The sequence below is a fragment of the Streptomyces sp. NPDC002156 genome (assembly GCF_053593675.1).
The window spans coordinates 19,647-31,363 of record NZ_JBSFDA010000125.1; the positions used below are offsets into that span (position 1 = coordinate 19,647).

General features: G+C 70.6%; 7 protein-coding genes and 3 pseudogenes. 7 read left to right on the top strand and 3 right to left on the bottom strand.

The genetic code is table 11. The annotated features are described in order from the left end of the window. Positions 1-121: 121 nt before the first annotated feature. Positions 122-1,429: a DUF6986 family protein gene (locus tag ACWCRB_RS35740; protein WP_451000024.1), complete on the top strand. Its 1,308-nt coding sequence runs from the start codon at positions 122-124 to the stop codon at positions 1,427-1,429. A 94-nt stretch (positions 1,430-1,523) separates the two neighbouring features. Beyond that, positions 1,524-3,389, top strand: a complete 1,866-nt coding sequence (locus ACWCRB_RS35745; protein ID WP_451000025.1) for a protein kinase domain-containing protein — start codon at positions 1,524-1,526, stop codon at positions 3,387-3,389. On the opposite strand, the pseudogene ACWCRB_RS35750 reads toward ACWCRB_RS35745, so the two are convergent. The 3 genes and pseudogenes from ACWCRB_RS35750 to ACWCRB_RS35760 form a co-directional block, all read right to left on the bottom strand. Next, positions 3,335-4,128 (bottom strand): annotated as a pseudogene (locus ACWCRB_RS35750) (hypothetical protein). The gene ACWCRB_RS35745 and the pseudogene ACWCRB_RS35750 sit on opposite strands and share 55 nt — an antisense overlap. A 7-nt stretch (positions 4,129-4,135) precedes the next feature. Next, the gene (locus ACWCRB_RS35755; RefSeq protein ID WP_451000026.1) at positions 4,136-5,173 is read right to left on the bottom strand and encodes a LacI family DNA-binding transcriptional regulator; all 1,038 of its coding nucleotides are present in this window, start codon (positions 5,171-5,173) and stop codon (positions 4,136-4,138) included. 155 nt (positions 5,174-5,328) lie between these two features. Then, positions 5,329-7,461: a zinc ribbon domain-containing protein gene (locus ACWCRB_RS35760; RefSeq protein WP_451000027.1), complete on the bottom strand. Its 2,133-nt coding sequence runs from the start codon at positions 7,459-7,461 to the stop codon at positions 5,329-5,331. Positions 7,462-7,753: 292 nt separating this feature from the next. Here ACWCRB_RS35760 and ACWCRB_RS35765 point away from each other — a divergent pair, with 292 nt between their 5' ends. From ACWCRB_RS35765 to ACWCRB_RS35785, 5 genes and pseudogenes are all read left to right on the top strand, one after another. Then, positions 7,754-8,827, top strand: coding sequence for a DNA polymerase III subunit beta family protein (locus ACWCRB_RS35765; protein ID WP_451000028.1), 1,074 nt, complete (start codon positions 7,754-7,756; stop codon positions 8,825-8,827). 42 nt (positions 8,828-8,869) lie between these two features. Continuing rightward, positions 8,870-9,520, top strand: a complete 651-nt coding sequence (locus ACWCRB_RS35770; RefSeq protein WP_451000029.1) for a hypothetical protein — start codon at positions 8,870-8,872, stop codon at positions 9,518-9,520. Between the two features lie 38 nt (positions 9,521-9,558). Next, positions 9,559-10,249, top strand: a pseudogene (locus ACWCRB_RS35775) (IS5/IS1182 family transposase). Positions 10,250-10,455: 206 nt separating this feature from the next. Further along, positions 10,456-11,412 (top strand): ROK family protein, encoded by a 957-nt coding sequence (locus tag ACWCRB_RS35780; protein ID WP_451000030.1) that lies wholly within the window; start codon positions 10,456-10,458, stop codon positions 11,410-11,412. Positions 11,413-11,623: 211 nt separating this feature from the next. After that, positions 11,624-11,717 (top strand): annotated as a pseudogene (locus ACWCRB_RS35785) (SigE family RNA polymerase sigma factor); the annotation flags it as partial.

The window sequence follows — 11,717 nt, forward strand, 5'->3', positions numbered from 1 at the left end:
TGATCAGGGGGAAGAGCTTGGGAAATCCCCTTTCGAGACGGTGTTGACCGGGGTGAAGACCGGAAGCTAGCTTCGCTCTACGGATTGTTGATTCCGCACTGCGGAAGACGGAGGGTGTGAAATGGGGCAGGGCCGACAGGAGAACGTGGCGACGAGTCTCGCGGGCGCCGTCAGCGAGGAGATCAGTGCCTCCCTCGCCCCCGTCGACGCGGAGCTGGAGCGCCGCTACCCGGGCGACCCGGGCACCCGTCAGCCCGTGCACACCGTCTACGTCCCCGGGGACACCTTCGCCGCCGACACCATCCGCTCCTGGGGCGACCAGGCCCTCGCGGCCCTCGACGAACACGCCCCGGACGCCGCCTCCTTCGCCGCCGTCCTCGGCCTCTCCGACGACCTCGCCGAAGCCGTCCACGACCGGGTCCGCGCCAAACTGGAGCGCGAGCCGATCGAAGACCTCCGCGTCGACTTCGAGGACGGCTACGGCCCCCGCCCGGACGCCGAGGAGGACGAGACGGCGGCCCGCGCGGCCCGGCTGATCGCCGAGGCGTACGAGAAGGGCACGGCGGCCCCGTACATGGGCATCCGCATGAAGTGCATGGAGGCACCGGTCCGCGACCGGGGCATCCGCACCCTCGACATCTTCCTCACCGGGCTGATGGAGGCCGGCGGACTGCCCGACGGGCTGGTCCTCACCCTCCCCAAGGTGACGTACGCCGAGCAGGTCAGCGCCATGGTCCGGCTGCTGGAGGAGTTCGAGAAGGCGCGTGGGCTCACTCCCGGCCGGATCGGCTTCGAGATCCAGATCGAGACCAGCCAGTCCATCCTCGCCACCGACGGCACGGCCACGGTCGCCCGGATGATCCAGGCCGCCGAGGGCCGCGCCACCGGCCTGCACTACGGCACCTTCGACTACAGCGCCTGCCTCGGCGTCTCCGCCGCGTACCAGGCCAGCGACCACCCGGCCGCCGACCACGCCAAGGCGATCATGCAGGTCGCGGCGGCGGGCACCGGCGTACGCGTCTCGGACGGCTCCACCAACGTCCTGCCGGTCGGCCCGACCGAACAGGTCCACGCCGCCTGGCGACTGCACTACGGTCTCACCCGGCGCGCCCTGGCCCGCGCCTACTACCAGGGCTGGGACATGCACCCTCGGCACATCCCGACCCGCTACGCGGCCGTCTTCGCCTTCTACCGCGAGGGCTACGAACAGGCCGCGGCCCGCCTCTCCCGCTACGCCAGTCGCACCGGCGGCGACGTCATGGACGAGCCCGCCACCGCCAAGGCCCTCAGCGGCTATCTGCTGCGCGGCCTGGACTGCGGCGCCCTCGACGTCGCGGAGGTGACCCGGGCGACGGAGGGACTGACCAAGTCTGACCTGGACGGCTTCGCCCGGCCCAGGCGTGCGGACCTGACGGCGTCGCCCAGGTAGCACCCCTGTCACAAGAGCGGCCACGATCTTCCGCTGTCACACCCGCCCCGTAGTCTGTACGGACACACGGGTGGGTCACAGGAACGGGGCAGCGGTGTCTTCGGGGGAGCAGGGACAGACGTCCGGACGGCCGGAAGAGCGGTCGGATGCACGGGCGGTGGAGCAGAAGGACGGGGCCGGCCGGCTGCTGGCCGGCCGCTACCGGGTCGTGTCCCAGCTCGGGCGTGGCGGCATGGGCATCGTCTGGCGCGCGGTCGACGAGGTCCTCGGCCGCGAGGTCGCCGTCAAGGAACTGCGTACGTTCACGGACGCCGCCGCACCCGAACTGGCCGCCCTGCGGCTGCGGATGCAGCGCGAGGCCCGCGCGGCGGCCCGAATACGGCACTCCGGAGTCGTCGCCGTGCACGACGTCGCGGAGATCGACGGCCGCCCGCTGATCGTCATGGAGCTGGTGGACGGCCTCTCCCTGGACGACGTCCTGCGCGAGCGCGGCACCCTGGACCCGCGCGAGGTCGCCCGGATCGGCGCCCAGGTCATGGACGCGCTGGCCGCCGCCCACCGCGTCGGCGTCCTGCACCGTGACGTGAAGCCCGGCAACATCCTGCTGGAGGACTCGGGCCGGGTCGTCCTCACGGACTTCGGCATCGCCACGATGGAGGACCCGGGCGACGGCTCGGCCACCCATCTCACCCGCAGCGGCGAACTCGTCGGCTCCCTGGACTACTTGGCGCCCGAACGGGCCCAGGGCAACGACCCCGGCCCCGCCTCCGACATCTGGGCCCTGGGCGCCACCCTGTACGCGGCCGTCGAGGGCGCCTCGCCCTTCCGCCGTACGTCGACCTGGTCCACGCTCACCGCGATCGTGGCCGACCCCGTCCCGGAACCCCGCCAGGCCGGTGCCCTGGGCCCGGTCCTGCAGTCGCTGATGGCCAAGCGCCCGGAGGAACGCCCGGACGCGGAGACGGCAAGGGGCCTGCTGGAGGCGGTCGCGTCGGCAACGAGCGGTGCCACGGACACGCCCACGACCGGGCTTCGACAGCACGGGGCTGCCGCAGCAGGGCCGCAGGTGGGGGAGGCGGCGGAGTCCGCCGCCCCGGCGGTCCCGTCGGGCTTCGGGCCCGCCGAACAGATTCCGCCCGCCCCCGAAGCCGCACAGCAACCGTCCCCCGGCTTCGGCCCGCCCGAGCCCACGACCTCCGGAGCACCAGGCAACGGCCCTACCGGGCCCAAGGCGACCCTCGTCGACCAGGACGCCGACCACCTCGCGGACCCGACCACCTTCGCCTCCCCGGCTCCCGCCTCCGCCCGACCCCGCCGCAGGGGACGCGCGCTGCTCACCGCCGCGGCCGTCACCGTCGCCCTCGCCGCCGGACTCACCGTGGCGCTGATCGGCGACGGCGACGACAGCGAGGCGAGCGACGGGCCCGTGGCGTCTCAGGAGAGCAAGGCCGGTACGCCCACCACGGGCACCGGCCGGTCCGACACGGATCCCTCCGTCACCCCGACGCCCACCGACAAGGGCGCCGGAAAGCCCCCGTCCCCGACGACGACCACCCCCAGCGCAGGGAACGACGCGACCCCGGTCCCGTCGCGAACCTCCGGAACCGACACCACGGGCGCTACCCCCGGAGCCTCGGACACGACCGATCCGAGCGACGGCGCGACCTCCAGCCCCACCACCGCGTGCGTGTCGGTCGGCGACGGCAAATACAACTGCTCGGTCTGGCGCACCGCCAAGTCCTACACCGCGTCCGGCACCCAGGTGGGCGTCCTCTACTCGGGCACCAACTATTTCTACTGCCAGCAGGACCTGGGCCGCCGCGAGACGTCCGGCGAGTGGACGAACACCTGGTGGGCGAAGACCGACGACGACAGCGGCAACGCCGATGTCTATGTCAGCGACGTCTACATCACGGGCGGCGCCAACGACGAACCGGTGCCCGGACTGCCGGTCTGCTGATCCCCCACATACGGCTCCAGACCGGACGCGACCACCAGCCCCTCCGCCGCGAACAGCCGGGTGCCCCGGTCGCACCGGTCCCGGTCGAAGCGGGCCCGCGTGCAGAACTCCTCGGGCGTGCCGCCGAACAGGTCCCTCAACCCCGGTGATCCGGCGAGGAGTTCGGTGAGCAGCGGGCGTTCTCCCGGATGGCGGCGCGGACTTCCGGACCCGTCGTGCAGCACTCCGCGCCGGTTGACGTAGGCGTACACGCCGGGCAGCCGCTCACCGGACTCCAACTCGACGGTCACGTCGGGGGAGGGCAGCCAGGCGCGGTCGTACGGGCCTGTCCGCACCGGCACTCCCTCGCTGGCGTCGATGACGGCGAGCTGGTCCGGGTCGAGCCAGGTGACGAACAACTCCCGTACGTTTCCAGGGGCGTTGAAGGGCAGGCGGAGACATACCCGAGCAGGCTCACATGGGCCGAGACACCGACCCCGATACCGGTGACCTTCGCCCGGGTCATCGGGAGCGGTGCGCGGATGCCGAACTCCGCCATTTTGTGCCGCAGTTGACCGGGGGAGGCGTTGGAGCCGACGGCGAGGACGGGCACGCGGCCGGGGAAGGGCGGAGCGCCGACGGGGAGCGGGAGGAAACGGTCGCCGTCCAGGACTCCGGACTCGGTCGGCCACACGCCCGGATAGGTGAGTGGGTGGTCGCGCGGGGCCTCGGCCAGGCCCAGGGACTCCAGGGTGCGCATCGGCGGCTCAGTCCGTCGGGGGCAGTTCCCCCGAGCCCCGGGTGATCAGACGGGTCGGGAGTTCGATGCGCTCCGGGGTGATCAGGGTGCCGTCCAGCTGGCGGAAGAGACGTTCGGCGGCCGTGCGGCCGAGCTGGGCCGCGTCCTGGGCGACGACCGTGACGCCCGGCTGGAGCAGGTCGGCGAGTTCGAAGTCGTCGAAGCCCACGAGGGCGACGGTCCGGCGCTGCTCGTTGAGGACCCGGACGACCGTGACCGTCACCCGGTTGTTGCCCGCGAAGATCGCCGTGACCGGAGCCGGCCCGGTGAGCATCTCCTCCGCCGCACGGCGCACCCGTTCCGGATCGGTGACGCCGAGCGACATCCACGCGTCCTCGACCGGTATGCCCGCGTCTTCCATCGCCGCACGGTAACCGCGCAGCCGCTCGGCGGCGGTGTGGATGCGGGGCATGTCGCCGATGAAGCCGATCCGGCGGTGGCCGTGCGCGATCAGATGGGCGACACCGTCGCGGGCGCCGCCGAAACTGTCCGACAGGACGACATCGGCGTCGATCTTTCCGGCCGGCCGGTCCACGAACACCGTGGCGACGCCCGCCTTCAGCTCGGGCTCCAGATAGCGGTGGTCGTCACCGGCCGGGATGATCACCAGCCCGTCCACGCGCCGTGCGCACAACGCCAGCACCAACTCCTGCTCGCGATCCGGGTCCTCGGCGCTCGACCCGTTGATCAGCAGGGCGCCGTGCGCCCGGGCGATCTCCTCGACCGCCCGGCTCAGGGGGCCGTAGAACGGGTCGGCGAGGTCCTCCAGGACGAGGCCGATGCTCGCCGTACTGCCCTTGCGCAGCACGCGCGCGCTGTCGTTGCGGCGGAATCCCAGCGCGTCGATCGCCTCCTGGACACGGCGTTCGGTCTCCGGGGTGACGCCCGGTTCGCCGTTGACGACACGCGAGACCGTCTTCAGTCCGACCCCGGCCCGTGCGGCCACATCCTTCATGGTCGGACGGTTGCCGTAGCGGTTCTCCGGGCGGCGGGCGGTGTCGGCCACGATGCGCTGTCCTGTCCTGATCGTCCATTGGGGATACATCGATCCGCAGGGACCGATATGTTCCGTCCGCGGAGATCCTCTGGATCATGTTGCGGTCCAGAGGATGTGTCGTTCCTGGGTATGTATGAGGATGTGGCGTCGAGCATAGAGCGTCTCTAGAACTCTGTGTGTGCCTGTGGTTTCCAGGCTTTTCGGGCGCGGCGTGGCCGACTGCGGTTGCCGTCCGGTGGTCCGAACCTCGGGGTGAGGGGGTGGACTTCGGTGGTGTGCAGGTGGTGGAAGCCGGTCCGCTCGGCGGCGCGGGTGCGTCGTCGACAGGTTCTGTGTGAGAGCCGCACCTGGCCGGACCGAGGAAGGTCTTCTTCGGTCCGGTGGGGTGCGGGTACTCCATGACCTGGCACCGGCCTGAATGCAGCCGGTGTCGTGGTGTCATGCCCCGCCGGACGCTGGACTGCCCCCGTGGCGGGGATGGTGGCGGGGACCGTACGCACGTCGGGCATACGGCGGGAAGTCTTGTGGCCCGGGGCCTGTTCGGTGGCGCGCCTAGTACCTCGGTCATGAGTGCCGGCTGGCCTGGTGGGGGTGGGGTGCCCCTTGACCGGAGTGGCCTTCGGCCCGTACGTGCGGGGCGGGGTCTGCTCCGCGTGGCGCTGGCGGCGAAGGCGGCGGGTGGTCTTCTTCGGGCGGCGCACCACGGCCACGGTGCCCTCCACAATGGTGCGGATACTGCGAACACCGGTGGCCCGGTCGGTGGTGGTGTGGGTCTGGGCGAGCAGGCCGCGGGAGACGATCCGGCGGGCGGCGGCGTGATCGCGGTCCATGGACAGCCTGCACCCGGCGCAGTAGGCCCACTTCCAGCCGCGCTCGTGCAGGCGGTCGGGGGCGGGGTGGTGGGTGAGACGCTGCAGGCAGTTGGGGCAGCGTTTGGAGGTGCCCCGGGCGGGCACGGCGACCACTGCGATCCCCGTCCTGGCCGCCAGATGCCGCATCGCTGCGGCCACGATGCCGCGTACTTGCCCCGAAAGGCGGGCGTTGCCTTTGCGGTGCCCGCGTGCTTCCAGTGTGGCCAGGTCTTCGAGGTAAATGACGCTCGCGCCGAGCGCGACGGCTTGGTCGACGGCCCAGCGGGCGGCCGACCAAGCCGTCGCGGCGTTCAGATGCCGGATGCGGGCACACACCCGCTCGTGTTCCGCATCCAACACCCCTACCCGTTGGAGGTGTTCACCCCAGGCTGGGTTTGGCGAGCTGAGTCCGTCGGCGAGCGCCTGATGGTGATCGCGTTTGGCGGCCAGGTGCTCGCGGTGGCCCCGCAGCCGGTGCAGTTTTGCGCTGAGGTCGGTGGCGTCGAAGATCAACGGGCGGCCGTCAGTGAGCACCCGGCGGCTCTTCCCCTCGCCGGTCAGGCGGCCCAGGGTGCCGGTGAGTAGGGTGTTGAGGCCCCAGTCGAAGCCGAGCGCCACCATATGACCTGTCGCTTTGGTGACTGCGGCGGGCCGGGAGTGGGGCAGGTCGACGGCGATCCTCCCGGTCGGGGTGGGGCGCAGGGTCGGGGTGTGCAGCACCGCGTCCGGCGCGATGGTGGCGGGCAGCCGGATGTCGATCACGTGCCAGGCCCACTCCCGCCCCGTGGCGGGGGCGGCGTGCAGGGGGAGTTTGACCCGCAACCGGGCGGTGACCGTATCCACCCGGGCCAGCGTGACCTGCTGGCGGTCCATCGCGGCAAGCAACACCTGCCCGGCCATCTGCGGCGGTCCCTCCAGCGCACACAGCCCGGCGGGCAGGCGCCCGTGCTCCGCCAGGTAGGCACGCACCTGGCGGGTGCGGTTGCGGATCTCCGCACCCGTCACACCGGCAGGCAGCTCCGCCCGCAGTGCCGTCCACTCCGCCTCGGTGCGCCGACCGGGATCAGCGGGCCACGTGGCCAGGACCGCGGCCACGATGCTGCGCCGGTGCAGGGCCAGGCGCAGAGTGCGTGCCGCGTACTCCTGCGCGCCCCGGCGCACCCGGTCGGACACATGCACCCCCGCCGGGGACGGCACGGCCTGCGGCCAGTTGAGGCGGCGCATCGCCATCCACCCCTTGGACGGCAAGGCCTCGCCCCGCCCGTCCACCCCGGCGGCCAGCACGTCCAGGGAATCCTCGTCCCACCGGGCGGCCACCAGAGCACTGGTCAGCTCCCGGCTCAACTCGGCCAGAAAACCCACCCGTTCCAGCAAGACCCGCTGCCCGACCCGCTCACCGGCGGATTCCAGGACGCCGCGGAAAGCGGTACACGTCGCCGTCGCCATCACCCTGCCCACCCCCGCCACCCCGCTCCCTCCCCATGCACCCGGTCACGTCCCGAAGCGGCCGCGCCCCGGCACTCCGATCGGTCCAACGATTGACCATCACACAAAGGCACGATCTCGTCCCGACCTTTGATCCACCCGAGAACTCCGCGCTTCGACGGTGTGGGAAGGTCACGAGCGTCAGCATCTGAGAAGAGCATCCGCCAGTAGGTGCTTTCGTGCTCGCGCCCCGTCGGTTGCCGACTGAGTGCGATTTGACCTTCAAGTTGGATGAACGTCGAGAATCGCGGTCATGGACGGCACCACGGAACTGTTGAGCATCAGCGCCTTCGCACGGCGCGTCGGGCTCGCCCCGAGCGCGCTGCGTTTCTATGACGACTGCCGCGTTCTGCAGCCTGTCCAGGTCGACGGGGCAACCGGTTACCGCTACTACAGCCCTGACCAGGAACCTCGGGCCCGCCTGGTGCGAAGTCTGCGGGAGGCGGATCTGCCGTTGGCCGACGTCACCGCGGTGCTCGAAGGTTCTGGGGAGGAAGCCCGCGCTGTGCTGGAGCGGCACCGGAGCAGGGTGCGAACTCAGACTCAGGCGGCTGATGCCACGATCGCGGCCGTTCTGCGTTCCCTCTCGGAGGCTGGTTCTCCGGCTTGGGTGCGAGTCGGTGGTGTGGAACTGGCCAGTGCGGCCCGTCAGGTCGCGCCGGCCGTCGGCCACGACGAACAACACCCGGAACTCGGGTGTGTCCTCGTCGAGATCGACGATGCCGAGGTCCGATTGGTGGCCACCGATCGCTACCGCTTCTCGATGCGCATCCTGACGCCAACTGCGATGGACGGGCCTTCCTGTCAATTCCTGATGGACGCGGCTGCCCTGATCGAGACCGGAGCGTGGGCTGCGCGTTTCGCCGAGGTGACCATCGAGATCGGACCGGACGGGGGCAGAGCATTCAGCACGTCCGGATCTCGCACCCTCCCGGTGGTCGACGGCCAGTTCCCTGCCTACCGCGAAATGCTCTCCGCCCTGGCTCTGCCTGAATGCCGTGTGATCGTGGACCGGACAGCGCTGCTCGCCGCCGCCTACAACTGCGGTGACACGCCAGGGATCACCCTGCGGCTCGGCGAAGACGAAGTTGTCGTTTCGCTGCCGGATCACTCCCGTGCCACTGTCCTGCCTGCCGTCTGCCAGGAGGACCTGCCGCTGAGGATCGGCTTCGACCCGGCCGTCCTGGCACCGGCTCTGGAAGCTGGCGTCGGCCCTGACGTTCTGCTGGAGATCTCCACCGTGACCCAACCGGTCGTCGTGCGCTCCGCGGACCAGGGCAGCTTCACCACCTTGGTCATGCCGATCGCCCTCGGCACCCACAGCTGACCGTTCCGCAACCCCTCAGACGCTCGCGCCCAAGGAGCCAAGATGGACCCCGAAAACGTCGTCCTGCAACTGTGCATGACGGGCATGCAAGCCGAAGGCGAAGGCCGGGAGGCCGACGCGCGCGAGCTGTTCCTGCAGGCATGGAAAGCCGCCGAGAACGACTACGACGCCTGCATAGCCGCGCACTACCTCGCCCGGCACCAGCCGACGCCGCAGGAGACACTGCGCTGGAACCAGGAATGCCTGACCCGCGCAGACCGGGTCGGGGACGACCGTGTCCGCGGCTTCTACGGCTCGCTCCACGGCAACATGGGCCGCGCCCACCTGGATCTCGGCCAGACCGATCAAGCCCGTAAGCACTTCGAGTCGGCGGCCGAGCACCTGGCCGACGTTCCGGCAGGTCCGTATGGGGAATGGCTCGTTCTTTGCATCGCCAGAGGGCTGCGGGCCACGGACGCGTCGGCGGGGCCAGCGGATGAAAACCCGATCCACGCACTCCTCATGCGACTTTGCGAACGTGCTGATCTCGAATCGCTGAGTCTGCTTCTCCCCGCCTGTATGAGCAGTCTCGGCAGGCCGGAGGACGAAGAACGCATCACGACCGCTCTGCGGATGCTCCACGCCGAACGCCGCCTTCCCGCTCCAGAGCAGACCGCTCTCAGCCAGGCGATCAAGCTGCGGTCCGCGGCGTAGGCCGTCCGTAGCCGTCCTGCCTGCTCACCGGGGGATTTGTGGCTGCCGTCCCGTCATGCATTAACGATCCGATCCGCACCCAGTTCCTTGCTTTTGGCCCGCATATGGAGCGACATCCGTGGGGGTGCCACAACCCGCGCATCAGTGACGCGGTGGTCTTCGACCGCTGGTGTGATGGACACCCTGCGCACGCTCGTCCTCGCCTGCTACGACTGCGTGATCAGCCTTGAAGTCGATCAGTTGTCCGCAGACGGCTGCATCACCAAGGCTCCTTCCGGTTGCGAGTGCGTCGACAAGAGTCCCGTCGACCGAGCAAACCAGGTCTGAAACGATCACAGTTGACGGACCGGTGCGGGGTACCCCTGGCCACCGTCCCAGCGCCGGCAAGTACCCGCAACCACACACTGTTGCCCGCCGCCCTCGACCACTTCACCGACCTGGCGACAGTGCTGGGGCCGCTGCCCGAGCACCCGTGCCTGAGCCTGGATGCCGGGTACGACCACAGCATGGTCTACCAAGACCTCCGGGCCAGAGGGATCACCAGCAGGATCGCCCAGCGCGGCGCGAAGCTCCCGATCCAAGCAGGCGGACGCCGGGTGGTCGAGCGAGCGAATTTCCTGGATGAACAACTTCGGAAAGCTCCGCCGCTGTACCGACAGACGACAAGCCCCAGTGGAGTTCTTTGTCGCCCTGGCCAGTAGCATCATCACCGTCCGCTGCCCGCCATGACGCGGCTGGACCGTCTGCCGCTGGGACATCCGTTCGCGGCACCGATGACCTACTGGCGGACGCCTTAAGCCCAACCCCAGCAGCTGAAAGCTCTGGACAACGTTGTCAGGTGCGGGGGACACTGTCCACCGTTGACTCCGGCCTGCGCCCCCACCAGCAGGCTGGCCTGCCCTTTTATCATGGTTTGACAGGGAGATCCCACACTGATGCACACCGACCTCGTGGCCGCGCTCGACATCGGCGGCACCAAGATCGCCGGAGCGCTGGTGGACGGCCACGGCCGGATCCTGCTGCGCGCACAGCGCCCGACGCCCGCACGGGAGGACGGCGAGACGGTGATGCGAGCCGTCGAGGAGGTCGCCGCCGAGCTGACCGCATCGCCGCTGTGGGAAGGCGCGACGGCCGTCGGTATCGGCAGCGCGGGTCCGGTGGACGCCTCCGCGGGCACGGTGAGCCCGGTGAACGTACCCGGCTGGCGCGGCTATCCGCTCGTCGAACGCGTCCGGGCCGTGACCGGTGGTCTTCCCGTCGAGCTGATCGGCGACGGGGTGGCGATCACGGCGGCCGAACACTGGCAGGGCGCCGCACGCGGCCACGACAACGCGCTGTGCATGGTCGTCTCAACCGGGGTCGGCGGCGGCCTGGTCCTCAACGGGCGGCTGCACCCCGGCCCCACCGGCAACGCGGGCCACATCGGGCACATCAGCGTCGACCTCGACGGCGAGCCCTGCGCCTGCGGCTCCCGTGGCTGTGTGGAGCGCATCGCCAGCGGCCCCAACATCGCCCGCCGCGCCCTGGCGGACGGCTGGCAGCCGGGCCCCGACGGCGACACCTCGGCCGCCGCCGTGGCCGAGTCGGCCCGGGCCGGCGATCCGGTCGCCGTCGCCTCCTTCGCGCGCGCCGCACAGGCGCTCGCGGCGGGCATCGCCGCCACCGCGACCCTGGTGGAGATCGACGTGGCCGTGATCGGCGGCGGGGTGGGCAAGGCCGGCGACGTCCTGTTCACGCCCCTGCGCGCGGCCCTGAAGACCTACGCGACCCTGTCGTTCGTCCAGCGCCTGGAGATCGTCCCGGCGCAGATGGGCACGGACGCGGGCCTGGTCGGGGCGGCAGCGGCTGCGTTGACGCGGAGGGTGGACGACGCGGCTGAGGCGAGCGTCTGAGGGGGCTTCTAGGGGGTGGGCGTCGGCCGGAACGGTCCTTCACTGGGCCGATGTTCGTCGCTCCTTTTCCCGGCCCGGCATTGACGTGTGCAGGGCGGGCGACGTGGCTGAGGTCAGCGTGGGGTGGGTGCGGGTGTCGGCCGGAGCGGTCCTTCACTGGGGCGATGTCCGTCGCTCCTCTTCCCGGCCCGGCGTTGATGCGTAGGGCGGGCGTACGGCATTTCTCCTCACGGGGGAGCAGCACGCCGCGGAGGACCTGGTCCAGTCGACGCTCGAACGGGTCTATGTGGCCTGGCGGAGAGTCG

What these genes read in the sequence shown, in the direction of transcription:
- ACWCRB_RS35740 (WP_451000024.1), top strand. Translation starts at nt 122, where the DNA reads ATGGGGCAGGGCCGACAGGAGAACGTGGCGACGAGTCTCGCGGGCGCC.
- ACWCRB_RS35770 (WP_451000029.1), top strand. Translation starts at nt 8,870, where the DNA reads ATGGACCCCGAAAACGTCGTCCTGCAACTGTGCATGACGGGCATGCAA.
- ACWCRB_RS35780 (WP_451000030.1), top strand. Translation starts at nt 10,456, where the DNA reads ATGCACACCGACCTCGTGGCCGCGCTCGACATCGGCGGCACCAAGATC.
- ACWCRB_RS35765 (WP_451000028.1), top strand. Translation starts at nt 7,754, where the DNA reads ATGGACGGCACCACGGAACTGTTGAGCATCAGCGCCTTCGCACGGCGC.
- ACWCRB_RS35760 (WP_451000027.1), bottom strand. Translation starts at nt 7,461, where the DNA reads ATGGCGACGGCGACGTGTACCGCTTTCCGCGGCGTCCTGGAATCCGCC.